The organism is Streptomyces sp. SCSIO 75703, from assembly GCF_036607905.1.
Classification (GTDB): Bacteria; Actinomycetota; Actinomycetes; order Streptomycetales; family Streptomycetaceae; genus Streptomyces.
The window spans coordinates 6,034,472-6,060,762 of record NZ_CP144555.1 but is presented as its reverse complement, the minus strand read 5'-3'; the positions used below and the strand labels follow the sequence as shown (position 1 = coordinate 6,060,762).

The window sequence follows — 26,291 nt, the reverse complement described above, 5'->3', positions numbered from 1 at the left end:
CCGACCCGCACGAAGGAAATCCCATGAGTGAGTCCACCACCCCTTCGCCCGCCACCATGCGCGGCGTGTACCTGCCGGGCGACAGCACCGCCGAGGTGCGGGAGCTGCCGGTGCCCGTACCCGGCCCGGGGCAGGTGCTGCTGCGCGTGGGCGCGGCCGGCATCTGCGGCAGCGACATCGGCTACATCTACCGCGAGCACAAGACCCATCGCGGGGTGGACGGTCCCGCCTACCGGGGCGTCGTCGCCGGCCACGAGCCCAGCGGCACGGTCGTCGCCACCGGTCCGGGGGTACGGCGGCACCGGCCGGGCGACCGGGTGGTGGTCTACCACATCGCCGGATGCGGACTGTGCGACAACTGCGCCCGGGGCTACCAGATCAGCTGCGCGGACCCGGGCCGCGCCGCCTACGGCTGGCAGCGCGACGGCGCGGCGGCCGACTTCCTGCTCGCCGACGAGCACACGCTGGTGCCGCTGCCCGACGAACTGAGCTTCGTCGACGGGGCGCTCGTCGCCTGCGGCTTCGGCACGGCCTACGAGGGCATCCGGCGGATGGGGGTGAACGGTGACGACGACCTGCTCGTCGTCGGCCTGGGGCCGGTGGGGCTGGCCGCGGCGATGACCGGCCGGGGGCGTGGTGCCCGGCGGGTCATCGGGGTGGAGGTCTCGCCCGAGCGCCGCGCGTGGGCGGACGGGCTGGGAGTCTTCGACGCGACGGTCACCCCCGAGGACGCGGCCGACACCGTCGCCTCGCTCACCGGCGGGCGCGGGGCCTCGACCGCGATCGACTGCTCCGGCACCCGCCCCGGCCGGTCCACCGCCATCGCGCACATCGCCGAATGGGGACGGATCTCCCTGGTCGGGGAGGGCGGGACGCTGGAGACGGAGGTCTCCGACGCCCTGCTGCACAAGCAGGTCACGCTGTACGCCTCCTGGGTCACCTCGGTGCCGGTCATGGCGGAGCTGGCGCGCAACCTGGTGCGCTGGGGCCTTCGGCCGGAGCGCATCGTCAGCGACCGCTTCGGCCTCGCGCGGGCGGACGACGCCTTCGCGCTCGCCGCGGGCGGCGCGCGGGGCAAGGTCGTACTCGAACCCGGTCTGGACGGCTGACCGGTGACCACCGCGGAAGACCCGGTGCGGGTGCGTCGGGTACCGACCGCGCACGGCGAGCTGATCACGCTGGACGCGGGTGCCCTGGCGGTGTCCGCCGCTCCCGGGCTGGGCGGCCGGCTGCTCTCGGTGACGCTGGACGGCGCGGAGTTCCTGTACCGCAACCCCCGCCTCCTGGACGGCGCGCTCGCGCCGCTGCCGGGCGTGCGGCCCGGCCCGCACGACGGCCCGATGTCCGACTGGCTCAACTGGGGCGGGGACAAGACCTGGCCCGCTCCCCAGGGCTGGGACGGCCCGGACCAGTGGGCGGGCCCGCCGGACCCGGTCCTCGACTCGGGGCCCTACGCCGCCCGGGTCGAGCGGCGGGCCGGCGCCGTGACGCTCGTGCTGACCAGTGGCGACGATCCGCGCACCGGTCTCCGTCTGGAGCGCCGGGTCGTGCTGCGCCCGGGCAGCACGGCCTTCGACCTGGTCCTGACGATGACCAACACGACTGCGTCGGAGCGTCGTTGGGCACTGTGGAACGTCACCCAGCTCGCCGGGGCGCCTGCGGATCCGGCCGGGGCCGAGGGCGTGTACCTCGGCCGCGCCGGGTCCGGGCGGCCGGCCACCGTCGCGCTGATCGCCGGTACCGGGCGGCCCCGGGTGCTGGAGGCGGCCCCCGGTGTGCTGCACGTGCCGCACCAGGACGTCGTCGGAAAGGTCGGCTTCCCCGACTCGGCCGGATGGCTGGCACACGTCGGGGCGGGGCGCACCCTGGTGCAGCGCTTCGCCGTGCACGAGGGCCCCTACCCCGACGGAGGGTCGCGCGCCGAGGTGTGGATGGAGTGTCCGCTGGCGGAGGGGCTGCCCCACCTGGGCGGTCTGCTGCCGCGCGATCACGTCGTCGAGTGTGAGGCGCTGGGGCCGCTGACGACGCTGGTGCCGGGGGCGTCGGCCTCGCTGGAGGTGCGGTTCGGGGTCGGTCCCTCGGTGGGCCCGGTGGAGGCGGCGACACCGGCCGGTTACTGGGCCGGGCTGCCCCGGACGGGGCCGGACGGCCGGGTCCCGGGCGTCTTCGTGCCGTATGCGGCGGGTCCGCTGGAGGTCAGGAACCGGGCCGGGGCGCCTCTGCTCACGCTCGGCGCGCTGGAGCCGGGCCGGGCCTGCCCCGTCCATCTGCCCGGCGATCAGGTCCCGCCCGAGGGCCGGGAGTTGACCGCTCCGCTGCCTGGCGGCGGCACGGTGCCCGTGGCCCGTCTCACCGTCGCGGAGGACGGACTGCCCTCTTTTAATTCATAAATAATATAGGGTGGGGTGCTGTGCGCACCGCGCGGAGCGCACGACCGGAGGAGGAACGGAACATGGCCGAGTACGTGGGCAGGGGCCTGCACGGGCAGATCGTGGAGACGGTCGGCACCCGCATCGTGCAGGGCCGCCTGCGGGTGGGCGAGACCCTGGACCTCGCCTCCCTCATCGACGAACTCGGCATCAGCCAGACGGTGCTGCGGGAGGCCCTCAAGGTGCTCACGGCCAAGGGGCTGGTCGACGCGCGACAGAAGCGCGGCACGTTCGTCCGGCCCCGGGAGGACTGGAACCTGCTCGACGCCGACGTCATCCGCTGGCAGTTCGCCGCGGACGCGCCGGAGCTGGTCCTGCGCGACCTCGCCGAGGTCCGCCTCATCGTCGAGCCCGCCGCCGCCCGCCTGGCCGCCGAACGGCGCACCGAGGAGGACCTGGCCGCGCTGGAGGCCGCCCTGTCCCGCATGGCCGCGACCTCCGGCGACGCCTCGGCCGCCGCCGAGGCCGACCTCGCCTGGCACCGCGCGCTGCTCCGCGCCACCCACAACGAACTGCTCCAGCGCATGGACGTCTTCATCGGACCGGGCCTGGCCGAACGCGACAGGCTCGTCCACTCCGCCGAGGCCGACGACCCGGTGCCCGCCCACGAGCCCGTCCTGCGTGCCGTGCGCGACGCGGACCCGTCCGCGGCCGAGCGGGCCATGCGCGCGCTGCTCGCCCGCGCCGACGCCGACCTCGCCCGCACCGCGGGTCCCTCCCGCATCCCCACCACAGGCGAGGCCGACGACGCGGACGACGACCGCACCGGCCGGGGCGGCGGGCCCCGCACCGAACCGGAGGACCGAGAAACACCATGAAAATCACCCGTATCGAAACCTTCCGGGTACCGCCCCGCTGGCTCTTCTGCCGCGTCGAGACGGACGAGGGGATCGTCGGCTGGGGCGAGCCGGTGGTGGAGGGCCGCGCGGACACCGTCCGTACGGCCGTCGGCGAACTGGCCGAGTACCTCGTCGGGCTCGATCCGCGGCACATCGAGGACCACTGGCAGGTGATGACCCGCGGCACCTTCTACCGCGGCGGACCCGTACTCTCCAGCGCCGTCGCCGGCATCGACCAGGCCCTGTGGGACATCCGGGGCCGGACGCTCGGCGTCCCCGTGCACGACCTGCTCGGCGGCGCCGTCCGGGACCGGGTACGCGTCTACTCCTGGGTCGGCGGGGACGAGCCCTCCGAGATCGCCGACGCCGTCGGCGCCCAGGTCGAGGCCGGTTTCACCGCCGTCAAGATGAACGCCACCGGCCGCACCGGACGCCTGGCCGGCGCGGCCGACGTCGCCGCCGCGCACGCCCGCGTGGCCACCGCGCGGGAGATACTCGGCCCCGGCCGCGACGTGGCCGTCGACCTGCACGGCCGGCTCGGTCCCGCCGGGGCGCGGCGCCTGCTCGCCGCGCTCGAGGAACTGCACCCCCTGTTCGCCGAGGAGCCCGTCACCCCCGAGCACACCCGGCTGCTGGAGCCGCTCGTCCGCTCCACCGCCGTGCCCATCGCCACCGGCGAACGCCTCTACTCGCGCTGGGACTTCCTGCCCGCGCTGACCGCCGGCATCGCGGTGGCGCAGCCCGACCCGTCGCACGCCGGCGGCATCTCCGAGCTGCGCCGGATCGCCGCCCTCGCCGAGACGTTCGACGCCCAGTTGGCGCCGCACTGCCCCCTGGGGCCGATCGCGCTCGCCGCCTCGCTCCAGGTCGCCTTCGCCACGCCCAACTTCCTCATCCAGGAACAGAGCATCGGCATCCACTACAACGACGGCGCGGAACTCCTCGACTACGTCGTCGATCCGGAGGTCTTCCGCTTCACCGACGGCCACGTCGCGCGCCCCACCGGGCCGGGACTGGGCATCACCGTCGACGAGGACGCGGTCCGCCGGGCCGACGCCACCGCCGCCGGGGACTCGCCCTGGCGCACGCCGCTGTGGCGGCATCCCGACGGCTCGTTCGCCGAGTGGTGACGCCGGCCCGGCCCCGTACCCGTTCCGCATCCATCCGAGGACTGACCGCATGACCTTCACCGACCGACTCCGCCGCGAACGCGTGATCGCCATCGTCCGCGGCACCGACCCGAAGGCCGCCGAACGGACCGTGCACACCCTCCGGGAGGAGGGCGTCGCCCTGATCGAGGTGTCCCTGACCACCCCCGACGCGGCCGGGATCATCGCCCGCTGCGCGCGGGCGGCCGGTGACGCCCTCATCGGCGCCGGCACGGTGCTCACCGGCGACGACGCCCGTGAGGTCCAGCAGGCGGGGGCCGCCTTCGTGGTCACGCCCGCGCTGGCCGAGGGGAGCGCCACCGCCCACGCGCTCGGCCTGCCCGTCGTCGCCGGCGCGCTGACCCCGACCGAGGTCGTGCGGGCGGTCGACGAGGGCGCCACCGCCGTCAAGCTCTTCCCCGCCTCCGTCGGCGGGCCGGACTACCTGCGCGCGCTGCGCGACCCGCTGCCCGGCGTCCCGTTCGTACCGACCGGGGGCGTGGACGCCACCGCCGCCCGCGCCTACCTGGAGGCCGGGGCGGTGGCCGTCGGTGTCGGGTCACCGATCGTGGGGGACGCCCCGCGCGGCGGGGACCCGGACGCGCTGCGGGAGCGGTGCCGCGCCTTCCTCGGCGCACTCGCCGGTCACCGGGAGCGGGCATGACCACCCGGGCCGCCCCCGACGTCGTCACCCTCGGCGAGACGATGGCCGCGCTCCGGGCGTCCGGACCGCTCAGGATGGGAGGCGACCTGCGGCTCTCGGTGGCCGGCGCGGAGTCGAACGTGGCCGTCGGCCTGGCCCGGCTCGGACACCGGGCCCGCTGGATCGGCCGCGTCGGTGACGACGAGCTGGGCACCCTGGTCCTGCGCAGTCTGCGGGCCGAGTCCGTGGACACCACCGGCGCCCGCACCGACCCGGACGCCCCGACCGGGCTGCTGTTCTCCGAACCGCGGATCGCCGACCTGACCCGCGTCCGGTACTACCGGGCGGGTTCGGCCGGCTCCCGGCTGTGCCCCGAGGACGTGCCGCCCGCCCTGCTCGACGGCGCCCGCATCCTGCACGTCACCGGCATCACCTGTGCCCTGGGAGCACGCCCGCTGGCCGCGGTGCGCACCGCCGTCCGTGCGGCCAGGGCCGCCGGCATCCTGGTCAGCCTGGACGTGAACCACCGCGCACTGCTCTGGGATGCCTCCCGCGCCGCCGACGTCCTGCGCCCGCTGGCCCGCGACGCCGACCTCCTCATCGCCTCCGACGACGAACTCGCCCTGGCGGCCGACCCGTCGGCGCACACCACGGCCGACCGGGTCCGGTCCCTGCTGTCCGGCGGGCACACCCGGGAGGTGGCGGTCAAGCTCGGCGGCTCGGGCGCCGAACTGCACACCCCGGAAGGCCGGGAACACGCGCCCGCGCGCCGCGTCACCGTCCGCGACACCGTGGGCGCCGGAGACGCCTTCACGGCCGGCCTGCTGTCGGGTCTGCTGGACGGGCTCGGTCCGCGTGACCGCCTCGAACGCGCCAACACCGTGGGCGCGTTCGCCGTCGGCTCCGAGGGGGACTGGCAAGGACTCCCCGAGCGCCGCGAACTCGCCCTGCTGGACCGGGAGGACGGCGCCACGCTGCGCTGACCGTCCCGCCGCACCCCGGCGGGGGCCCGCCCTCCGGGGGAGCCCGCACGACCGGACCCCGGCCACACCCCGCCGTCACACCACAGCCCCGCCGTACCCGTCACGGACCGTCGACGGGGAGGGCGGAACCCCGAGGAGGCACCCGTGACCCGCCACCCGCACCGGCCGCCCGGCGCACCGGACTTCCGCTCCTGGACCACCTCCCGGCGCACGCTCGGAGAGGGCCTGCGTCACACCGGAGACCGCCTGGTGACCGTCGACATCCTCGACGGCACCCTCACCGCCCTCGACCCCGCCACCCCCGGCGACGGGACCGTCCTGCTGCGGCTGGACGTCCCGTTGGGCGCCGTCGCTCCGCTGGCCGGGCACCCCGGCCACTGGCTGGCGGCGGCGGGCACCGGCGCCGCCGTGCTCGCCCCCGACGGCGGCCTCACCTGGCTGGCCCGCCCCGGCACCGCCGGCCCCGTGGCCGGCCGCGTCAACGACGGGTGCTGCGACCCGTCCGGGCGCTTCTGGTTCGGCACGATGCCCTACGGCCCGGAACGCGGCCTCGGCCGGCTCCACCGGGTCGGGCACGACGGGTCGGTCAGCACCGTGCTGGACGGGCTCGGCATCCCCAACGGTCCGGCGTTCACGTCCGACGGGAGGGTGATGTACCTCGCCGACAGCGCCGAGGGCCGCATCGACCGCTTCCGGGTGGACCCCGACGACGGGGAGTTGTACGACCGCACCGCACACGTGACCCTCGCACCGGGCGCCGGCAGCCCGGACGGCATGACGGTGGACGACGACGGCCGCCTCTGGGTGGCGGTCTGGGGCGCCGGCGCGGTCCACCGGTACACGCCCGACGGCTCGCTCGACGCCGTCCTGCCGCTCCCCGCCCTCCAGCCCACCAGCCCCGCGCTCGTCGACGGCACCCTCTTCGTGGCCACCGCCACGTTCGGTCTCGCCGCCGGGCCCCACGGCGGCCCCCCGGACACGCACCCCGGCGGGCACCCGGCCGGCGACGGTCGGGGGCACGACGGGCGGGTGCTCGCCGCCGACGTCGGGGCGTCGGCGCCGCCCGCCCAACCGGCCGTCCTGCACCCCGGAGTCACCGGGGTGCCGCCCGCCCCCACCGCCGTGCGGCCCTCCGCCGGCGGCACCGACAGGGAGACACCGTGAACCCGCACCCCCTCCAGGGCCACACCGCCGTCGTCACCGGTGGCGCGCAGGGCATCGGCGAGGCCGTCGTCGACGTGCTGCTGGCGGCGGGCGCCGCCGTCGCCGTACTCGACCGCGACGAGGACGCACTCGGCCGCGCGGCCGCACGCCACGCCGTCCCCGCGGACCGGATGCTGCCGCTGGTGGTCGACATCACCGACGAGGCGGCTGTCGCCGCCGCCACCACCTCCGCCGCCGAACGCCTCGGCCCGGCGACGCTGCTGGTCAACAACGCCGGAATCAACGCCTACTTCGACCCCGCGACCATGACCTCGGCGGAGTGGGACCGTGTCTTCGCCGTCGACCTGAAGGGTGCCTGGCTCGTCACCCGGCAGCTCATCCCCGCCATGCGCGAGCGCGGCACGGGCTCGATCGTCAACATCGCGTCCCTGCACGCACGGCTCACCTCCGCCGGGTACTTCCCCTACGCGGCGGCGAAATCCGGGCTGGTGGGGCTGACCCGCAGTCTGGCCCTCGAACTGGCACCCCACGGCGTCCGGGTCAACGCCGTCAGCCCCGGCTGGACCCGGACGGCGCTGGTGCGCGACTACTTCGCCGCACAGCCCGACCCCGCGGCGGCCGAGGCCGAGGTGGTGGACGTGCACCCGATGCGCAGGATGTGCGAGCCCCGGGACGTGGCCGAGGTCGTCGCCTTCCTGCTCGGACCGGGCGCCCGCGGCATCACCGGCGCCGAGATCCCCGTCGACGGCGGACTCGGCGCCCGCTTCGCGGGCTAGGGTCCCGGGTGCACGGGCGGAAGCGCGGTTCGCCACGCTCGGGCCGGGCCGCTCGCCTCGATGCGCGAAGACGCCGGGTCCGGTCCCGGGCCCGGGCGCTCCCTCCCCGGGACCGGAGCCGCCCCGGGCGCTGCGCCGGGCCCGCGAGCCGTCCGCCGCGCAGCCGCTCGGCGAGCCGGGCACGTTCGGCGAACCGCATCCGCTCCAGCTCCCCGGGGCCGACGCCCCACGCCCGCACCGGCGCGGCCTCCCCGCGCCTGGTCCAGGCGGCACTGACCACCGCGTTCCGCGCACCGGCCCGCACACCGGGGGCGGCCCCGCGCCGCCGCGCTCCTCGGCATCGTCACCGGCCGGCTGCTCCTCCTGTGCGCCCTGCTCCTCGTGCTCGCCTACGCCGGACTGATCGCCGGCCTCGCCCTCCTCACCTGACGGACCCGTCGCCGCCGGCCGGACCGCGGCGTACGCGCCGAGCGGCGGGCCGGGCGGCCTTGCGGGCGTACGGGGCCGTGCCGGGGCGGCGCGTCAGTCGGCGCGGTCCACCCAGACGCCGGCGACGGCGCCCGGCCCCCAGGGGTTGGCGGCGACCGAAGCCTGGCCGACCGGGGCCCAGTCGCCGAGGACGATGCGCTGCGGGAGCCTCGGGTCCGGGGCGTTGAGCACGGCGCGGATCCGGTGCTGGCCGGTTCCGCCGGTGCAGAGGCTGGAGAGGGTGCTCCCGGACGAGATCGTGCAGTTGTCCGGCAGGGCCTGGGCGGTCGGGGCGGTGAGCAGCAGCAGGCCCGCCGAGGCGGTCGCGAGGGCCGCGGCCCCGGCCGCGCAGCGCTTTCCGGACGGCGACTTCGTGAACATGGTGCTCCTTGGTCCGTCGACGGTGCGGGTCCGAAGAGAGGTGCACGTGCGGGTGGAGCGTGGAGCGGAACGGGCCGGCCTCACGGCCGGCTGCGGCCGGGTCCGGTGGGCCGGCCCGGAGGCGCGGGGCCGTCCGGCCACCGGGGCGGTCCGGACGGCGGACTCGCGCCGGTCCGGCGTGCGCTCCGCCCGGCGCACGCCGGTCCCGCTCAAACGGGGTCAGGACTGGCAGGCCCCGAGGTCCTCCCAGACGCCCCACTCACCGGTGGTGCCGGGCTCCTCGCCCTGGACCCACCACTTGGCACGCCAGTTGCGGCCCTTGTGGGAGACGGTGTCGCCCCCGTTGTAGACCCTGCTGGAGCTCCAGGCCGTCACGGTGCAGTCGTCCGGGTCGGTGTCGCCGCCGCCGTTGTTGCCGCCGCCGTTGTCACCGCCGCCGGTGCCGCCGATGTTCACGTCGATGCAGGAGTAGAAGGCGTTGCCGGTGTCGGCCACGTTCCAGACGGCCAGCACCTTCTGCTTGCCGGTGAAGTTGCCGAAGTTCACCTGGTGGCTGACGTCGGGAGCGGGCTGGGCGTTGTTGCCCGAGAACTCGCCGATCTTCGTGTCACCGATGAAGTACTGCCAGTTGGAGGTGGCGTGCCGCGCGGTGTGGTGCCACGTGAAGGTGTACGTGGAGCTGACGGGGGTGACGCGCCAGCCCTTGTTGTCGTCGTCCAGTTCGGCGAACTGGGCGTTGCCTCCACTACAGCTCTTGAGGCCCTTCGGCCCCTCGACGCTCTGCGGCTCGTACTTGATCTGGCCGCACTGGACGGCGCCCGAGGCGCACTGGTCCTGGCGGCTGTTGGGCGAGGTGACCCATCCGTGGGCACTGGCGGAACCGGCCGGAAGGCTGACAGCGAGCAGCGGGGCGACCAGGGCCCCGACGACGACGGCCAAGCGCCTCTTCGTGTTCATGACATGCCCTTCGTTTGATGCGTTTGCCGAGACTTGGTCTAGACCTGGGGGGTGAGCTAGGTCTAGACCATAGCGGGGAACGGGAATCGGTCAAGAGTGGATGCGCACTGAACTTCCGCCCCTGCGGAGCGACTTCACGAGGACCCCCACCCCTCGCAACTTCGTCCGCCCATTGGTCTAGACAAGGCCGTCGGCAGTGGTTAAAGCTTCCACCACGGAGCCGTTTGCCCCGGGCGGCCCGCCGCGGTCCCACGCCCTCCCCGTCCCCCCACCCCGACCGCAACGGCACGACCGGGCGCCCCCGGAGACACCCGGGCTCCGCTCACCGGACGACGACGCCGCTCAAGGACGAGCCGGTCGAGCAGAGCCGCTCGCGCCGAGCCGTCCGGTCCGTCCGGGTCGCCCTGCCCCGCGCGGGCACCACACGGCCCCACCGCACGGCTCCACCGCACGCCCCCACCGCAGCGCGGCGTCCTCCCGGACCTCGCGCCAGAGAGGAGCACCACCGATGGAAGCGCTGAACAAGAGCAGGGACCATGTCCTCGGCCTCTACCGGATCGTCGTCGGCCTGCTGTTCGCCTGTCACGGAGCGGCCACCCTCTTCGACGTGCTGGGCGGCCCGCACGGCGCGAGGCCCGAGGTCGGGGCCTGGCCCGGCTGGTGGGCCGCCGCCATCCAACTGGTGGGCGGCACACTGGTCCTGCTGGGCCTCGGCACCCGGGCGGCGGCCCTGGTGTGCTCCGGCTCGATGGCGTACGCCTACTTCGTGAAGCACCAGTCCTCGGGGCTCTTCCCCCTCGAGAACGGCGGCGAGGCGGCGGCCATGTTCTGCTGGTCCTTCCTCCTCCTCGCCTTCCTCGGCCCCGGCCGCTGGTCGCTGGCCGGCCTCGTGCACCCCCGCCGCGAGCCGGAGACCCGCCGGATCGCCACGGCGTCCCCGATGTGAGCGACGCGCACCGCACGCGCCCGGCGGTCCGCCGCGCCCACCGACGAGGGACCGCGGGCCGTACCGGGGCCCCTGCCCGGCGGCATCAGCCCCGCGCTCGCGCCCTCCCGCTCCGTGGACCGGGTGTACGCGTGGGAGGTTTCCGCCGGCCGGAGCGGCGGCGTCGGCCACCCGCTCGAGGACCGCGTGTCCGCCGCCGCCCCGCGGCAGGCGGCCTGCGCCGGAACGGCGAGGGGCCCCGAGGCGGTCTCGGGCACGCCCACCCACCACGCCCGCCACGCACGGCCGGGCGCGCGCGAGGTGCCGTCGCACAGGGCCGAGGGCCGCTCCGACGCACCCCTCGCGGCGGCCCTGGTCATCTCGGAGAAGCGGTGGCGAAGCCCACCCACAACACCCTCACCGTCCGCCCCACACTTGCCCTCCTCGCCCCACGCGAACCGCCTCCGCCGAAGGACGGGAACCGCCGGGTCCCGGCGGTTCCCGCCACCCTCGACCAGGACTGACGGTCCGTCACCCCTGGCACGGAGCCCGCCTCACCGGTCCGGGCGGGCAGGCCGCAGCCGGTCTCCAGAGCCATCGGGGTGCCGCCGCCCGCGGGCCGCTCGGCACGAGCGTGCCGTCGCACGCGACGGGCCGGCGCCCGATGCCGCGCATCCCGCCCCCGCCCTTCGCCATGGCCCCCGGCACGCCGGGGGGCGGGGACGGGGCGCAGGGGCGCCAAGACCCCCTTCGGCAGGGCGCGGACCTCCTCGTCGCGGAGCCGCCGGGGGCCGCGCCGACCGGGCCGGGCCGCTCGGGTCAGGGCCGGGGCGACGCGGGGGCGGGCGCGGGGCCGGCCGAGGCGCGGAGCTGCTCGATCACGTCGTCCAGGTGGGCCGCGGCGGCGCGGGCCGCGGCCGGGGCGTCGCCGCCGACCACCGCGTCGATGATGGCCAGGTGCTGGGGCAGGGACTGGGCGGGGCGCCCCGGGCGCAGGGCCAGCCGGAACTGGAAGCGCACCATCGGGCCGTTGAGCCGCTCCAGGTGCCGCCGGGCGACCTCCTGGCCGCTGGCCTCGACGACCAGTTCGTGCAGCCGCTGGTTGAGGGCGGAGTAGGCGTCCCAGGCGCCGTCGGCGACGGCACGGCGCATGTCGGCGCCGATCCGGCTCAGCTCCGCGCGCTGCCCCTCGTCCGCCCGCTCGGCCGCCTTGCGGGCGCACAGCTGCTCCAGCACCGAGCGGCACTCGGTGATCTGGATGGCCTCCTCGACGGAGACCGCGCGGACCCGGGCGCCCCGGCGGGGGACGATCTCGACGATCTCCTCGGCGGCGAGGTCCTGCAGCGCCTCACGGACGGCGCCGCGGGTGGCCCCGTAGGACTCGGCGAGGTCGTTCTCGACGAGCCTCTGCCCGGGTACGAGGTCCCCGGAGCGCAGGGCCTGCCTGATGGCGTCCGCCACGTACTGGCGGCCGGCGGCGCCCGTAAGCTTGTCCGTCACTCGGTCGACCTCTTCCCTCGTCTTCCATCGGCGACTCGTGCAGGGAGAACCCTAGTGCGCGGGCCGGGTGCGGCCGCATCCGGGACCCCCCAAGGTCGGCAATTTTATCGAAACATCTTGTCAACAATCTCGTTGATGATTTAGCTTCCTCTGCATACCCCGACTGACGAAGGAGCGGCCGACATGCCCGCCGTAGCAGCCGCCGGGGCCCCCGAGGTCACCCGGCGCGGCTCCCAGACCGCGATCCCCTGCCTGTTCATGCGGGGCGGCACGTCACGGGGGCCGTTCTTCGACGCACGGCTGCTGCCGGAGGACCCCGGCGTCCGCGACGCCGTCCTGCTGGCGGCGATCGGCTCGCCCGACGCGCGGCAGATCGACGGCGTCGGCGGCGCCCACCCCCTGACCAGCAAGATCGGCATCGTGCGCCCGGCCACCGGGACCACCGGCGTCGACCTGGAGTGGACCTTCGCCCAGGTCCAGCCCGCCGGGGACGTCGTCGACACCTCGTCCAACTGCGGGAACATGCTCGCCGCCGTCCTGCCGTTCGCCATCGAGACCGGCATGATCACGCCCACCGCCGACCACACCACGGCCCGCGTACTGACCCGCAACACCGGCATGGTCAGCGAGATCACCGTCGCCACCCCGGCCGGCCCCTCGGGCGCCCGGCACGTCGCCTACGCGGGGCCGGCCCGGATCGACGGCGTCCCCGGCACCGCCGCGCCCGTCGAGATCGGGTTCCTGGACACCGCCGGCTCCGTCGCCGGATCGCTCCTGCCCACCGGGCGCGTACGGGACACCCTGGAGGTGCCCGGGGTGGGTCCCGTGGACGTCACCCTGATCGACAACGGCCAGCCCCTCGCGATCGTGGCCGCCGAGCGCCTGGGCGCCACCGGTTACGAGACACCGGCCGAGATCGACGCCGACGACGCCCTCCGGGCCCGGGTGGAGGCGCTGCGCCTGGTGTGCGGCGCGGCCATGGGCCTGGGCGACGTCACGGCCCGCAACTACCCGAAGATGACCCTGGTGGCGCCGCCGCGCCACGGCGGCACCCTCTCCACCCGCAGCCTCATCCCCCGGGTGTGCCACCAGTCCATCGGCGTCCTGGCCGCCGTCACCGCCGCCACCGCCTGCGTACTCGACGGCAGCGTCGCCCACGACGTGGCCGCCGCCGTCTCCGGTGCCCGGCCCACGGTCTCCGTCGAGCACCCGTCCGGCGAGTTCGCCGTCACTCTGGCGCGCGACCCGGACGACCCCCGGCGGATCACGCGCTCCGCGCTGCTGCGCACCGCCCGCCTGCTCATGGCCGGCGACGTCCTCGTCCCCCGTTCCGTCTGGGACCCCGTTCCCACCGTTCAGGAGAAGAAGCCCGCGTGATCATCGACATCCACGGCCACTACACCACCGCCCCGGCGCCGCTCGGCCGCTGGCGCGACGCCCAGGCCGCCGCCCTCACCGACCCGGTGCGGGCACCCGACCCGGCCGGCCCCGTCATCAGCGACGACCAGATCCGCGAGTCGCTGGAGACCAACCAGCTCCGGCTGATGGACGAGCGCGGCATCGACGTCACCGTCTTCTCCCCCCGCGCCTCCTTCATGGCGCACCACATCGGCGACTTCGAGACCTCCTCGGCCTGGTCCCGCATCTGCAACGACCTGTGCCACCGCGTCTCCGAGCTGTACCCCGACCGGTTCGTCCCCGGGGCGATGCTGCCCCAGTCGCCCGGCGTGGACCCGGCCACCGTGGTCCCGGAGATCGAGCGCGCCGTACGCGACCTGGGCGCCGTCACCGTCAACCTGAACCCGGACCCCAGCGGCGGCCACTGGACCGCTCCCCCGCTGACCGACCGCTCCTGGTACCCGGTCTGGGAGAAGCTCGTCGAGCTGGACGTGCCCGCCATGGTGCACGTCTCCACGAGCTGCAACCCGGCCTTCCACACCACCGGGGCGCACTACCTCAACGCCGACACCACCGCGTTCATGCAGCTCATGGCGGGTGACCTGTTCGCCGACTTCCCCGAGCTGCGCCTGATCATCCCGCACGGCGGCGGCGCGGTGCCGTACCACTGGGGCCGCTTCCGGGGCCTGGCGCAGATGCTGGACCGGCCCGACCCGGAGGAGTCGCTGCTGCGCAACGTCTTCTTCGACACCTGCGTCTACCACCAGCCGGGCATCGACCTGCTGCTGGACGTGATCCCCCTCGACAACCTCCTGTTCGCCTCGGAGATGATCGGCGCCGTCCGCGGTGTCGACCCGCGCACCGGCCACTACTTCGACGACACCTACCGCTACGTCAAGAACGCGGGCCTGTCCCCCGAGGACCTGTCGGCACTCCAGGAGGGCAACGCCCGGCGGGTCTTCCCGCTGCTGGACGCCCGCCTCACCGCCCAGGGCCGCTGAGCCCCCGCCCGCGCCGCGGGGGAGGGCGGCGCCCCGCCGGCCCTCCCCCGCCCCGCCCCCCTTCCCCTCTCCCCGTCTCTCCCCGTCCCTCCCCGCCCCGCCAGGAACCAGGAGCCCCACCATGCACCAGCTCGGAGTCGTCCACCGGACCGTCGAACGCGCCGACCGCGCGGCGGTCGAGGCCCTGTCACGGTTCGGGGTCGCCACCGTGCACGAGGCCATGGGCCGCCTCGGCCTGATGCGCCCCTACATCCGGCCCGTCTACGAGGGCGCGAGGCTCTGCGGCACCGCCGTGACCGTGCTCCTGCAGCCCGGCGACAACTGGATGCTGCACGTGGCCGCCGAGCAGGTGCGCGAGGGCGACGTCGTGGTCGCCGGGTGCACCACCGAGAGCGAGGACGGCTTCTTCGGCGAGCTGCTCGCCACCTCGCTGCGCGCCCGCGGCGCCCAAGGTCTCGTCATCGACGGCGGCTGCCGTGACGTCGACGACCTGCGCCGGATGGACTTCCCCGTCTTCTCCCGCGCCATCAGCGCCAAGGGCACCGTCAAGGCCACCCTCGGCTCGGTCAACGTCCCCGTCGTCGTCGCCAACGCGCTGGTCGACCCCGGTGACGTGGTCGTCGCCGACGCCGACGGCGTCGTGGTCGTCCCCGCCGCACGGGCCGCCGAGGTCGCCGAGACCGCCGCCGCGCGCGAGGCCGCCGAAGAGGGCAAGCGGGCGCGGTTCCGCGCCGGTGAGCTGGGCCTCGACCTGTACTCCATGCGCGGCCCGCTGGCCGAACTGGGCCTGACCTACGTCGACTGACGCCCCGAGGAGCATTCCCATGACCGACCCGGCCTTCCCGGTCACCCCCGGCTGGCTCGACTGGTACCGCGGCCCGAGCACGCCCCGGTTCGTCCCGCCGCCCGGAGCCGTCGACGCGCACTGCCACGTGTTCGGCCCCGGCGCCGATTTCCCCTTCGCCCCCGAGCGCAAGTACACGCCGGTGGACGCCTCCAAGCACGACCTGTTCGCCCTGCGCGACCACCTCGGATTCGACCGCAACGTCATCGTGCAGGCCACCTGCCACGGCGCCGACAACAGCGCCCTGGTGGACGCCCTGCTGACCGCGGGCGGGCGGGCCCGCGGGGTGGCGACCGTCCGCCCCGACGTCGGCGACGGGGAACTGCGGCGCCTGCACGAGGCAGGCGTGCGCGGCGTGCGCTTCAACTTCGTCAAGCGCCTGGTGGACGCGGCGCCCACCGGGGCGCTGGAGACCATCGCCCGCCGCGTCGCGCCGCTGGGCTGGCACGTCGTCCTCTACTTCGAGGCGGCGGACCTGCCCGGTCTGGAGACGTTCTTCGCCTCCCTGCCCGTCCCTCTCGTCATCGACCACATGGGCCGCCCCGACGTCACCCGGAGCCCGGACGGCCCCGAGTTCGCGCGCTTCCTGCGCTTCGTGGAGGCCAACGACGTCTGGGTCAAGGTCTCCTGCCCCGAGCGGCTGACCGTGAGCGGCCCGCCCGCCCTCGACGGGGAGCGGCACGCCTACCGGGACGTGGTGCCGTTCGCCCGCAAAGTCGTGGAGGAGTTCACCGACCGGGTCCTGTGGGGCACCGACTGGCCCCACCCGAACCTCAGGGACCACATGCCCGACGACGGGCTGCTCGTCGACCACATCCCACACGTGGCGACCACCGAGGCCCGCCGGCAGGCGCTGCTCGTCGACAACCCCCTGCGTCTCTACTGGCCCGAAGAGGCCCGCTGACGTCCTCCCGGCCCGGCCATGTGGCCGGGCCCCCCTTCTCAGGAGCGTGCAGTGCAGCACATCCGCACCACCAACGCGGCGAACCGGCTCGACCGGTTGCCGATCTCCAAGTTCCACAAGACCACCCTCGTCGCGGTGGCGTTCGCCTACTTCTTCGAGTTCGCGGACATCAACACCTTCGCCATCACGGCACCGGTGGTGCGCGAGCAGTGGGGTGCCCAGGTCAACGACGTCGCCTACGTGACGTCCACGTCCTTCGTGGGCATGTTCGTCGGCGCCATCGTGGCCGGCGGGCTGGCCGACCGGATGGGACGCAAGCGGACCCTGACCGTGACCACGCTGTGGTTCACCGTGTGGTCGTTCGCGTGCGTCTTCGCCTGGGACATCTGGTCGCTCGGCGTCTTCCGCGTGCTGACCTCGGCCGGTCTGTCCGCGATGACCGTCGTCGCCGTCGTGTACATCAGTGAGCTGTTCCCCAGCGCCAAGCGGGGCAAGTACCAGGCGTACGCCATCGTCATCGGCATCTGCGGCACCCCCGCCACCAACCTGATCGCCTCCGCCGTCGTGCCGATGTCCGACTGGTCCTGGCGCCTGGTCTACCTGTGGGGTTCGCTCGGCGTGTTCTTCCTGTTCTTCGTGCGCAAGCTGGAGGAGTCCCCGCAGTGGCTGGAGTCCCGCGGCCGCCACGAGGAGGCCGAGGCCGTCCTGTCCCGCATCGAGGCGGGCGCGGCGGCGGAGCACGGCGAGCTGCCGGCGGCGCAGGAGCCCAAGCCGCAGGGCCCGGTGGTCAAGCCCGGCCTGGGCATGCTCAAGGACCGGAAGTTCCTGTACCCGACGCTGCTGCTGTCGGTCCTGTGGGTGACGCAGACGATCGGCTTCTTCGGCTACTCGAGCTGGGCCCCGACCCTGCTGGCCGCCGAGGGCGTCAGCGTGGAGGACTCGATCTTCTACGTGGCCCTGACCACGGTCGGGGCGCCGCTGGGCTCCTTCCTCGCGGCGATGGTGACCGACCGGTTCGAACGCAAGTGGTGCCTGGTGGTCTTCGGGCTGGTCATCGCCGCCTCCGGCCTGATGTACGGGCTGACGTTCACCCCGGTGCTCATCGTGGTCTTCGGCTTCCTCGTCAACCTCTTCGAGCGCGGCTACACGGCCCTGGCGTACGCCTACTCCCCCGAGCTGTTCAACACCAACGGCCGCTCCCTGGGCACGAGCATCGCCTACGGACTCGGCCGCCTGTCGAACGCGGTGGGCCCGCTGATGATCGCCGGCATCTACAACGGCATCGGCTACGAGGCGGTCTTCATGTTCATCGCGGGCACGTGGACCGTGGGCGCCATCGTCCTGGCCCTCTTCGGTCCGGCCACGCGCCGCCGGCGGCTGGCCGCCGAGGCCGCGGAGCGGGCACTGCCCCACTCGGCCACCGCGGCGTCCTGAGGCCGGACCGGCACGGCCGGGCCCGCCGGCCAGGGCTCCGCGCCGCCCGGCCCCGAGCGCCCGCCGTCCGGCGGGCGCTCGGGGCGTACGGACCGCCGCCGCGCCGTGGTGGACGGGGGCCGGGCGGGCCGTACCGCTCAGGGGGCCGGGTCGAGGAGGTGGGGGCCGTTGTTGCGGACGCTGTTCACGGCCGTGGAGACGGGCCGGGCGTCGAGCCGTCCGCCCCCGGGCCGGATGAGCAGCGCGCGCAGGTCGCCGGTGTCCCGGTGTCCCGGGTCGAGCCAGGCGTCGTAGTCGCCGGGGGCGAGGGCGAGCGGCATGCGGGGGTGCACGCGGCCGGCCTCGTCGGTGGCCTCGGTGGTGATGATGGTGCAGGTCGGCAGCCAGGCGGCCGGATCGTCGGCGTCCTCGACCGCGGGGTCGCGCCAGTACTCGTACAGGCCCGCGAGGGCCATGACCTGGTCGTCGTCGGGGTGGATGAAGTAGGGCTGCTTGCGGATCCTGCCCGTCGCCTCGTCCTCGACGGGGTCCCATTCGTAGAAGCCGTCGGCGGGCAGCAGGCACCGGCGCTTGGCGAAGGCGCGCCGGTACGCGGGCCTCTCGTGCACGGTCTCCACCCGTGCGTTGATCATCCGCGAGCCGATCCGCGGGTCCTTCGCCCAGGACGGCACCAGTCCCCACCGCAGCGCGCGCAGCTCGCGCCGCACCCGGCCGGTGTCGTCGCGGGCGGGCCGTTCCAGGACGGCGTACACCGGGTCGGTGGGAGCGACGTTCCAGCTCGGGGCCAGTGTCTCCGCGGGGTGCCAGTCGGTCACGTGGAAGAGCCCGGCCAGGTCCTCGGGGCTGCGGGTGGATGCGTAACGGCCACACATGCCGCCACTGTGCCACCACCGGCCCCGCGCGCGCTCCGGTTCGGGGGCCGGCCCGGCTGGGAGTCCCGGGGTCAGCCCTGCCGGGGCGCCGGGCCCGGTGGCGCGGCCGGCTCCTCGAAGCCGCCGGGCGCGGCGGCGGTGTTCCGCGCCGCGGGCCCCCGGCGCGGGCCCCTGCCCCGGGTGGGCGCGGTGAGGACGGCGAGGCAGAGGACGACCAGGACGATGCCGCTCCAGCCCAGGAGGGGAAGGCGTTCGCCGACGACCAGGACGGCGAGGACGGCCGCGACGGCGGGCTCCAGCAGGGACAGGGTGGTCGCGGTGCTCGCCGGGACGCGGGCGAGTCCCCGGCCGAACAGGACGTACCCGAGGAACATCGGGACGAGCGCCATGTACGCGCCGACGGCCGCGTCGGACCACGAGGCCAGCAGGGGCCGGCCGGTGAGCAGCAGCACGGGGACGAGCAGCAGACCGCCGCTGCCGAAGACGGTGCCCATGGCCGCCCCGGCGGTGACGCCGCGGCTGATCAGGCGGTGGGCGGCCCAGGAGTAGAGGGCGTAGGTGAGCCCGGCGACGAGGCCGAGGCCCACGCCCAGCACGGTCGCCCCGGCCGAACGGGCACCGGGCCCCGCGGGGGCGCCCATGGCCTGGGCCACGCACAGCAGGGCCGTTCCGGAGAGCCCCAGCGCGGCGCCGGTGATCCAGCGGCGGGTGAGGCGGCGGCCGTCGAGGACCCTCTCGGTCAGCGCGGAGGCGAGCGGGGCGGAGCCGATCGAGACGACGGTCCCGGCGGCCACACCGGCCAGGCGCATACTGGTGTAGAAGGCCAGGGGGTAGGCCGCCACGGTGACCGCGCCGAGCAGTACGACACCGCGCCGCGCGCGCAGCACGGGGGCATCGCGGCGGATGCGGGGAGCGGCGGCGAGGGCCTGGAGCAGCCCGCCGACGCCCATGGCGACGGCCCCGATCGCCAGCGGCCCCACCTCCGGGGCGAACGTCGCGGCGGTGCCCGTGGTGCCCCACAGCACCGAGGCGACCAGCACGCACACCGACCCCGCCCTCACGGACACGGTCGTGGGCCGTGCCGGGCCGGGCTGCCGCCGGGCGGCCCCCTGCCGTTTCGGCGCGGGGCGCGGTGTCGCTGAGGGGCTGGTCCCGGACAGGAGTGCCTCCTTGATCGGGTGGGTCGGTCCACCGGGTGGCCGTGGGGCATTCGGGCCGTCGGGCGACCGGGCGCACGGCGGCGGGTGCGGCCGGCCGGGCGGTCACTTCCACACGTCGACGAGGATCTTCCCCGTACGATGCGGCGGGCCGGCCGGGTTCCGGAGGTGACCGGGGAGTCCGGTCAGGCCGACGCGGGCTCCCACGGCGGTGCGCAGGCGCCCGTGCCGCAAATGCTCGAAGACGGGCGCGAACAGGGCGGGCAGATCGCGCCCCTCGTCGCCGTGCACGGTGTCGCGCAGGCGGAACAGCTCCACGCGGGCGCCGCCTGGGCCGCCGAGGCGTCCCGCGGGCAGCGGTGTTCCGGAGAGCAGCCCGAAGTGGACGAACGTACCGCCGGCCGACGTCAGCGCGTACACGTCGCCGCCCGTCCCACCCCCGACGCAGTCGAAGGCGGTCTCGGCGCCCCGCGGCCCGACGGCCGCCCGCAGCCGGTCGCGCCACCCGGCGTCGTCGGTGCGGATCACCTCGCGCCACCGGTCCGGCGCGGCCACACCGCGCCCCGGCGTTCCCCGGATGACGCCGACGGGCCGGACGCCCCGGTCGGCGAGCAGTTCCGCCAGGTGCCCGCCGATGGCCGAGGCGGCGGCCGTGACCACGACGTTCCGGGTGCCGGGCGGGCAGAACCGCTCGACCATCAGCGTGGCCGTCAGCGGGTTGACGTAGGCGAAGCAGGCGACCTCGTCGGGGAGGTCGTCCGGCACCGGGACGCACCAGGAGTGGCCGAGCCGCTTGTAGCGCTGCCAGTTCCCGGCCGAACCGAGCGGCAGCACGCGCCGGCCCACCGCGTCGGCGGGCACGCCCGGCCCGACGGAGTCGATCACGCCGACGCCCTCGAACCCGGGGACCAGGGGGAACGAGGTCCGTGACCCGTACGCCCCCGAGACGGTGACCGCGTCGGAGGGGTTGACGGTCGAGGCGAGCATGCGCACGACCACCTCCCCGGCGGCGGGGGCCCCGGGCCCCTCGGTCTCCCGCAGGCTCAGCACCTCGCCGAGCCGGCCGGGCGCCCCCGCGACAACGGCCAGCATCCACGCCCCCTCGGCCCGCACGGTGTCAGACCGCCCCATCGTACGAAGCCGGCGCCTTCGTCCGCGAGAGGGGCCGGGCACCGCGCCCGGTACCGGCCTCGGCCGCTCCCCCGGCGGACAGGTCCCGGCCCCCGCCCCCGGGGCGAACGTGGGAAAAAGCGCGGCCGGGGATGTCGAGAAGCCGTGGCCGGCTCCGTCCCCGGGGTGAACGCGACCACAATGGCCGCACAGCACCGAGGAGGGACACCATGGCGAAGTACCTGCTGCTCAAGCACTACCGGGGCGCACCGGCCGCGGTCAACGACGTGCCCATGGACCGGTGGACGCCGGAGGAGATCACGGCCCACGTGCAGTACATGTCCGACTTCGCGGCCCGGCTGGAGAGGACCGGCGAGTTCGTCGACGGGCAGGCCCTCGCCCCCGAGGGGTCCTGGGTCCGCTACGACGGCGAGGGGCGCCCGCCGGTCACCGACGGCCCCTTCCCGGAGACCAAGGACCTCATCGCCGGCTGGATGGTGATCGACGTCGACAGCCACGAGCGGGCCGTCGAACTGGCCGGCGAACTGTCCGCCGCCCCCGGAGCGGGCGGCGAGCCGATCCACGAGTGGCTGGAGGTGCGCCCGTTCCTGACCGCGCCGCCCACCATCACGGAGTGACGACACCCGTGGACGAGGCCCTGCTCCGCGGCCTCACCCCGAGCGTGATCACGATCCTCGTCCGTCGCGGGGCGGACTTCGCGGCGGCCGAGGACGCCGTGCAGGACGCCCTGGTCGAGGCCGTCCGCGTCTGGCCGTCCGATCCGCCGCGTGACCCGAAGGGCTGGCTGGTCACCGTGGCCTGGCGCCGGTTCCTCGACGCGACCCGGGCGGACGCCGCCCGTCGGCGCCGCGAGGAGTCCGTCGAGGAGGAGCCGGCGCCGGGGCCCGCGTCCGCGGTGGACGACACGCTGCGGCTCTACTTCCTCTGCGCCCACCCGTCGCTGACGCCGTCGTCCGCGGTCGCGCTCACGCTGCGCGCCGTCGGCGGGCTCACCACCCGCCAGATCGCCCGCGCCTATCTGGTGCCCGAGGCGACCATGGCGCAGCGGGTGAGCCGGGCCAAGCGCACCGTCTCGGACGTGCGGTTCGACCGGCCCGGCGACGTCGCCACCGTGCTGCGCGTCCTCTACCTGGTCTTCAACGAGGGCTACTCCGGTGACGTGGACCTCGCCGCCGAGGCCATCCGGCTCACCCGGCAGCTCGCCGCGGTCTGCGACCACCCCGAGGTGGCCGGGCTGCTCGCCCTCATGCTGCTCCACCACGCGCGGCGGGGCGGCCGGACCGCGCCCGACGGCAGCCTCGTCCCCCTCGCCGAGCAGGACCGCGGCCGGTGGGACACCGCCCTGATCGCCGAGGGCGTGGCGATCCTGCGGGCGGCCCTGGCCCGCGACCGGCTGGGCGAGTTCCAGGCGCAGGCCGCGATCGCGGCCCTGCACGCGGACGCGCCCACCGCCGGGGAGACCGACTGGGCGCAGATCGTGGAGTGGTACGACGAACTGGCCCGCCTGACCGGCAGCCCCGTCGTCCGGCTCAACCGGGCCGTCGCCGTCGGGGAGGCCGACGGGCCGCGCGCCGGCCTGGCGGCGCTCGCGGAACTGGACGCCTCCCTGCCCCGGTACACGGCGGTCGCCGCGTACCTCCACGAGCGGGACGGCGATCCGGCGACGGCGGCCCGGCTCTACGCCGAGGCCGCCCACCAGGCGCCCAACGCGGCCGAACGCGACCACCTGAACCGCCAGGCCGCCCGCCTCAACGCCCGCCGGGACCGCTGACGGCCCGGCCCCGCCGCGTCAGCGGCGCAGCAGCAGCGGGGTGACCCCGAGGCGGCGGCTGTGGATCCAGACGTCGGAGTACTCCACGGGCCGGTCGTCGGCGAGGTAGGTCACCTGCTGGAGGTACTGCACCGGAGCGCCCTCGGCGAGATCCAGGGAAGCGGCCACGTCCGCACCGGCCGCCTCCGCGCCGAAGGTACGGCGAGCCGTCGCGATCTTCAGCCCGTACGTCCCCTCCAGCACACCGAACAGACTCGCCGAGGTGAAGTCGACCTCCTCGATCCCCGGCGCGAGGTCGGTCCGCACGAAGTTGGACAACAACGCCACCGGCCCCTGCTCGGTACGCCGCACCCGCACCAGACGCAGCACCCGCGTCCCCGCCGCCACGTCGAGCAGCGCCGCCACCGGCCTGGGCGGCGCGATCAGCGCGCACTCACGCACCGTCGTCGTGGTCACCACACCCTGATCGGCGAAATCCTCCGACAGCGTGCTCAGCTTCTGCGCGATCGCCGGCTCGATCGTGGTCGACGTCACGAACGTGCCCCGCCCCCGCACCTGGCGCAGCAACCCCTCCTCGATCAGCGTCGTCAGCGCCCTGCGCAACGTCCCCCGGCTGACCCCGAACTCCTGGGCCAGCTCCGGCTCGCTCTTGAGACGGTAGTGCGGCGGCCACTCGCCGCCGGCGATCCGCAGCCGGATGTGCTCCGAGACCTGGACGTGGATCGCCGTGGGGACATCCCGCCTGATGCCCGGGAGCCCGTTCACACCCGGGAGCCCGTGCCGTCCGGCCGTCACCGTGGTCACGTCCCCTTCTCCGTTCCCGCGTCGTCCCCCGTCCCCGGCGGGCCGGCCTCGGCCGCGGGGACGCGCACCTGCCGGGGTCGGCAGAATGTGCTGAGATCAGGTATAGACAGGCGATTGCCCGGCAGGCAAGGCACTTGCCAAAGAGGCAATTCGCTGGGGGTGGGGCGAGCCGGCGGCGGCGCGTGGCGGTCCACGGGCGGGTGGGGGCGGCCGGCCGGAAGCGTCCGTTCCGGTGCTCGTGCGGCGCGCGGGACGCCCGTTCCCCCTCCGGCGCGGGGCCGGGCGGCTCGTCCGGCCCGGCGGGGGCATGGCGAGGACGGTGCGCGGGGGGCCTCCGCGGATCGGCCCGCGCGGTCGCGGGGCCGGCGCCCGGTTCGGGCGTGCGCCGGGCGCGGGGCTCGACGACCCTCTTCGGCGTCGCGTCGGGCATGGCGGCCCGGACGGCCGGGCGCATGCCGTCGGGGGCGGCCCGCCCCGTTCGCCCGTCCGGTCCGCTCGCCCGTGGTGGCGGCGACGCCCCGGGCGACGCACAGACCGACGGCGGCGCGGGCGTTCTCCAGCCGGGCGGCGGCCCCCGGCGACGGGTGGCCGGCGGTCTGAACCCGCCCCGGCGAAAGGGCCGTCGACGCCACCGCGGTCCGGTCGCGGTGGCGTCGGCAGGGGCGCGGCGCTCCGTGCTCAGGGCCGCGCCGCGGTCCGGGGCCGGAGGTACCGCGCCCGGGGACTCCTCGCGCCACCGCCGCAGGAGTTCGCGGAAGGCTAAGGCACCGTGCGGGCAGGCGGTCGGGCCGTTGGGCCGGCCGCGCCCCTCGGCGTCGTAGCAGCCGGGCGTGCACTCGGCGTGTAACCAGGCGTGCTCGGGGGCGGGCTCCCACCGGGTTCGGTCGCGGTCCCGCGCTGGGTTATGGTGGTCGGATTGGTTGCCTGATTGCGCAATCTGACCATCCTGTCGGACGTGTCCACCGCGGGCCCCGCCGTTCACGGGGAACGCCGGCCGACGACTTCACGGGACCCGGTGGCGGCGTGCGGGGGCGAATGCCGTAGCAATGGGGGGAGACCACCCCGCGGCGGTACACGATCCGGAAGGGACCATGAGATGTGCTGGAAGCCGGCCCTCGAGCCCGGACGTACCGGTGGCCGCGGGTGCCACCGGTCGTTTTTGCACCGACGCGGTCCGAGGGCGCTCTTCCCCTTCGGCCGGTGCACCGGCGGTGCCGCGTCCGGACGAAGGAGGTGTCACTGAGATGCTCGGTGAACCTCCCAGTCCGTATACCGCGTAGGAGCGCCCGGCCGTCGTCACGGGAGCGGCGGCGCCGTTGGCTCCTCGCGCCGTCTCGTTGATGTCCCTGGTCAACCCCTGCTGTATTGAGGACGCCGTCATGCCGCAAGCACCCCTGCCCTCCGGCTCGGACGCGGAGCCGACCGAGCTGTTGCGGACCATCGTCAAGGACCAGCGGCTGGACGCCGCCCAGGCGTGGCTGGAGGAGTATCCACCCCATGTGATCGCCGACGAACTGGCACGCATGGACGCGGTCGACGCCGGGGTGGCCTTCCGGCTGCTGACCAAGGACCGGGCCCTCGACGTGTTCGAGGAACTGAAACCGGTCGTCCAGCAGCAGATCCTCGAAGGGCTGCGGGACCGTTCCTTCCGGGACCTCGTCGAGGGCATGGAGCCCGACAACCGGGCCCGGATGCTGAAGGAGGCCCCGGCGAAGGTCGTCAAGCGGGTGCTGGCCGGACTGAGCCCGAACGAACGGCGGATGACCTCCGCCCTGCTGGGCTACCCGGACGGCTCGGTGGGCCGCTTCATGACGCCGGAGACGGTGGCGCTGCCGCAGGACCTGACGGTCGAACAGGCCCTGCGGACGGTGCGCCGCAAAGGCGCCGACGCCGAGACGGTGTACACGCTGCCCGTGGTGGACTCCGGCCGCCGGCTCACCGGCATCGTCGAACTGCGCGAACTGGTGCTCAACGAGCTGGACACGCCGGTCTCCGACCTCGTCGTCACCGAGCCCGCCTACGCGTGGGCCACCGACTCGGCCGAGGCCGCGGCCCGCCTGATGCGGGAGACCAACGACCTGAACCTGCCCGTCGTCGACAGCGAGGGCCGGCTCGTCGGGCTCTTCACCATCGACGACGCCGTGGAGGTCATCGAGGCCGCCGACTCCGAGGACGTCGCCCGCCAGGCAGGCGCCGCGCCCTGGGCCGGGCACTACATGGCCGCCACCGTGTGGCAGCTCGCCCGCTACCGCGCCCTGTGGCTGAGCCTGCTGCTGGTCGCGGCGACCCTGACGGTCGGGGTCACCCAGGCGTTCGAGGCCACGCTCGAACAGGTGGCCGCGCTCGCCCTGTTCATCCCCATGCTCATCGGGGCGGGCGGCAACGCCGGCGCCCAGGCCGCCACCGCCTGCGTCCGCGCCCTGGCCGTCGGCGAGGTCCGCGGCTCCGACCTGTTGAGGGTCATCTGGCGCGAGTGCCGGGTGGGGCTGGTGCTGGGCTCGCTGCTGGCCGCGCTCGGCCTGGTGGTGGGCACGGTCTTCGTCAGCGCGGACATCGCCCTGGTGGTCGGGATCACCCTGGTGCTGATCTGCGGCTGGGCCGCGACCATCGGCGGCGCCATGCCGCTGCTGGCCAAACGGCTGCGGATCGACCCGGCGGTCGTCTCCGCCCCGATGGTCACCACCCTGGTGGACGCCACCGGACTGATCATCTACTTCCTCACCGCCAAGGCCGTCCTGGGCGTCTGACCCGGCGCGCCCCTC

The 26,291-nt window shown here is 75.1% G+C and carries 25 protein-coding genes and 1 pseudogene; 18 read left to right on the top strand and 8 right to left on the bottom strand.

All coding sequences use genetic code 11. The features are described 5' to 3' along the window. The first annotated feature begins 23 nt into the window (after window positions 1–23). From VM636_RS26780 to VM636_RS26745, 8 genes are all read left to right on the top strand, one after another. Window positions 24–1,109, top strand: coding sequence for a zinc-binding dehydrogenase (locus tag VM636_RS26780; RefSeq protein WP_030417730.1), 1,086 nt, complete (start codon window positions 24–26; stop codon window positions 1,107–1,109). A gap of 3 nt (window positions 1,110–1,112) precedes the next feature. Further along, complete coding sequence (locus VM636_RS26775) at window positions 1,113–2,390, top strand: DUF4380 domain-containing protein (RefSeq protein WP_053913207.1); 1,278 nt, start codon at window positions 1,113–1,115, stop codon at window positions 2,388–2,390. Between the two features lie 62 nt (window positions 2,391–2,452). Beyond that, window positions 2,453–3,247, top strand: a complete 795-nt coding sequence (locus VM636_RS26770) for an FCD domain-containing protein (protein ID WP_030417732.1) — start codon at window positions 2,453–2,455, stop codon at window positions 3,245–3,247. Further along, window positions 3,244–4,398 (top strand): galactonate dehydratase, encoded by a 1,155-nt coding sequence (gene dgoD, locus VM636_RS26765; protein WP_030417733.1) that lies wholly within the window; start codon window positions 3,244–3,246, stop codon window positions 4,396–4,398. Before VM636_RS26770 ends, dgoD begins: the two co-directional genes overlap by 4 nt. A 49-nt stretch (window positions 4,399–4,447) precedes the next feature. Continuing rightward, complete coding sequence (locus VM636_RS26760) at window positions 4,448–5,080, top strand: bifunctional 4-hydroxy-2-oxoglutarate aldolase/2-dehydro-3-deoxy-phosphogluconate aldolase (protein ID WP_030417734.1); 633 nt, start codon at window positions 4,448–4,450, stop codon at window positions 5,078–5,080. Beyond that, a complete protein-coding gene (locus VM636_RS26755) occupies window positions 5,077–6,042 on the top strand; it encodes a sugar kinase (protein ID WP_030417735.1) in 966 nt (321 codons plus the stop codon). Before VM636_RS26760 ends, VM636_RS26755 begins: the two co-directional genes overlap by 4 nt. 144 nt (window positions 6,043–6,186) lie before the next feature. Beyond that, window positions 6,187–7,206: an SMP-30/gluconolactonase/LRE family protein gene (locus VM636_RS26750; RefSeq protein WP_338485894.1), complete on the top strand. Its 1,020-nt coding sequence runs from the start codon at window positions 6,187–6,189 to the stop codon at window positions 7,204–7,206. After that, window positions 7,203–7,982: a glucose 1-dehydrogenase gene (locus tag VM636_RS26745; protein WP_030417737.1), complete on the top strand. Its 780-nt coding sequence runs from the start codon at window positions 7,203–7,205 to the stop codon at window positions 7,980–7,982. Before VM636_RS26750 ends, VM636_RS26745 begins: the two co-directional genes overlap by 4 nt. A gap of 112 nt (window positions 7,983–8,094) precedes the next feature. Here VM636_RS26745 and VM636_RS26740 read toward each other — a convergent pair. The 3 genes and pseudogenes from VM636_RS26740 to VM636_RS26730 form a co-directional block, all read right to left on the bottom strand. Then, window positions 8,095–8,298 (bottom strand): annotated as a pseudogene (locus VM636_RS26740) (hypothetical protein); the annotation flags it as partial. Window positions 8,299–8,504: 206 nt separating this feature from the next. Continuing rightward, a complete protein-coding gene (locus tag VM636_RS26735) occupies window positions 8,505–8,831 on the bottom strand; it encodes a hypothetical protein (protein WP_338485893.1) in 327 nt (108 codons plus the stop codon). Between the two features lie 219 nt (window positions 8,832–9,050). Continuing rightward, a complete protein-coding gene (locus VM636_RS26730; RefSeq protein ID WP_030417738.1) occupies window positions 9,051–9,788 on the bottom strand; it encodes a lytic polysaccharide monooxygenase in 738 nt (245 codons plus the stop codon). A gap of 508 nt (window positions 9,789–10,296) precedes the next feature. Between VM636_RS26730 and VM636_RS26725 the strand changes: the two genes are divergently transcribed. Together VM636_RS26725 and VM636_RS26720 are read left to right on the top strand one after the other, a co-directional pair. Then, complete coding sequence (locus tag VM636_RS26725; RefSeq protein WP_030417739.1) at window positions 10,297–10,734, top strand: DoxX family protein; 438 nt, start codon at window positions 10,297–10,299, stop codon at window positions 10,732–10,734. Between the two features lie 371 nt (window positions 10,735–11,105). Continuing rightward, window positions 11,106–11,237, top strand: coding sequence for a hypothetical protein (locus VM636_RS26720; protein ID WP_338485892.1), 132 nt, complete (start codon window positions 11,106–11,108; stop codon window positions 11,235–11,237). Between the two features lie 295 nt (window positions 11,238–11,532). On the opposite strand, the gene VM636_RS26715 is transcribed toward VM636_RS26720, so the two are convergent. Continuing rightward, window positions 11,533–12,213 carry a GntR family transcriptional regulator gene (locus tag VM636_RS26715; protein ID WP_053913209.1) on the bottom strand — a complete coding sequence of 227 codons (681 nt, stop codon included), beginning with the start codon at window positions 12,211–12,213 and terminating at the stop codon, window positions 11,533–11,535. Between the two features lie 183 nt (window positions 12,214–12,396). On the opposite strand from VM636_RS26715, the gene VM636_RS26710 reads away from it, so the two are divergent. The 5 genes from VM636_RS26710 to VM636_RS26690 all read left to right on the top strand — a co-directional run bounded on the left by VM636_RS26710 (window position 12,397) and on the right by VM636_RS26690 (window position 17,794). Then, on the top strand, window positions 12,397–13,590 hold the full coding sequence (locus VM636_RS26710; RefSeq protein ID WP_338485891.1) for a 4-oxalomesaconate tautomerase: 1,194 nt from the start codon (window positions 12,397–12,399) through the stop codon (window positions 13,588–13,590). Continuing rightward, window positions 13,587–14,612, top strand: a complete 1,026-nt coding sequence (locus tag VM636_RS26705) for an amidohydrolase family protein (RefSeq protein ID WP_030417742.1) — start codon at window positions 13,587–13,589, stop codon at window positions 14,610–14,612. Before VM636_RS26710 ends, VM636_RS26705 begins: the two co-directional genes overlap by 4 nt. A 121-nt stretch (window positions 14,613–14,733) precedes the next feature. After that, window positions 14,734–15,417, top strand: coding sequence for a 4-carboxy-4-hydroxy-2-oxoadipate aldolase/oxaloacetate decarboxylase (ligK, locus tag VM636_RS26700; RefSeq protein ID WP_053913211.1), 684 nt, complete (start codon window positions 14,734–14,736; stop codon window positions 15,415–15,417). 19 nt (window positions 15,418–15,436) lie between these two features. After that, window positions 15,437–16,360 (top strand): amidohydrolase family protein, encoded by a 924-nt coding sequence (locus tag VM636_RS26695; RefSeq protein ID WP_030423379.1) that lies wholly within the window; start codon window positions 15,437–15,439, stop codon window positions 16,358–16,360. Between the two features lie 51 nt (window positions 16,361–16,411). Next, window positions 16,412–17,794 (top strand): MFS transporter, encoded by a 1,383-nt coding sequence (locus VM636_RS26690; protein WP_030423378.1) that lies wholly within the window; start codon window positions 16,412–16,414, stop codon window positions 17,792–17,794. Window positions 17,795–17,931: 137 nt separating this feature from the next. Here VM636_RS26690 and VM636_RS26685 read toward each other — a convergent pair whose 3' ends face one another. The 3 genes from VM636_RS26685 to VM636_RS26675 all read right to left on the bottom strand — a co-directional run bounded on the left by VM636_RS26685 (window position 17,932) and on the right by VM636_RS26675 (window position 20,915). After that, window positions 17,932–18,666 carry an SOS response-associated peptidase gene (locus VM636_RS26685; protein WP_030423377.1) on the bottom strand — a complete coding sequence of 245 codons (735 nt, stop codon included), beginning with the start codon at window positions 18,664–18,666 and terminating at the stop codon, window positions 17,932–17,934. Between the two features lie 71 nt (window positions 18,667–18,737). Beyond that, a complete protein-coding gene (locus VM636_RS26680) occupies window positions 18,738–19,727 on the bottom strand; it encodes an EamA family transporter (protein WP_234312865.1) in 990 nt (329 codons plus the stop codon). A gap of 201 nt (window positions 19,728–19,928) precedes the next feature. After that, window positions 19,929–20,915, bottom strand: a complete 987-nt coding sequence (locus VM636_RS26675) for a zinc-dependent alcohol dehydrogenase family protein (RefSeq protein WP_338485890.1) — start codon at window positions 20,913–20,915, stop codon at window positions 19,929–19,931. A 248-nt stretch (window positions 20,916–21,163) separates the two neighbouring features. On the opposite strand from VM636_RS26675, the gene VM636_RS26670 reads away from it, so the two are divergent. Both VM636_RS26670 and VM636_RS26665 read left to right on the top strand, forming a co-directional pair. After that, window positions 21,164–21,571: a YciI family protein gene (locus VM636_RS26670; protein WP_030423374.1), complete on the top strand. Its 408-nt coding sequence runs from the start codon at window positions 21,164–21,166 to the stop codon at window positions 21,569–21,571. A gap of 8 nt (window positions 21,572–21,579) precedes the next feature. Beyond that, window positions 21,580–22,725: a DUF6596 domain-containing protein gene (locus VM636_RS26665; RefSeq protein WP_338486461.1), complete on the top strand. Its 1,146-nt coding sequence runs from the start codon at window positions 21,580–21,582 to the stop codon at window positions 22,723–22,725. An 18-nt stretch (window positions 22,726–22,743) separates the two neighbouring features. Here the strand turns inward: VM636_RS26665 and VM636_RS26660 are convergent, their stop codons facing one another. Continuing rightward, window positions 22,744–23,529, bottom strand: coding sequence for a GntR family transcriptional regulator (locus VM636_RS26660; RefSeq protein ID WP_338485889.1), 786 nt, complete (start codon window positions 23,527–23,529; stop codon window positions 22,744–22,746). 1,379 nt (window positions 23,530–24,908) lie between these two features. On the opposite strand from VM636_RS26660, the gene mgtE reads away from it, so the two are divergent. Continuing rightward, the gene (gene mgtE / locus VM636_RS26655; protein ID WP_030422849.1) at window positions 24,909–26,276 is read left to right on the top strand and encodes a magnesium transporter; all 1,368 of its coding nucleotides are present in this window, start codon (window positions 24,909–24,911) and stop codon (window positions 26,274–26,276) included. Window positions 26,277–26,291 lie beyond the last annotated feature (15 nt).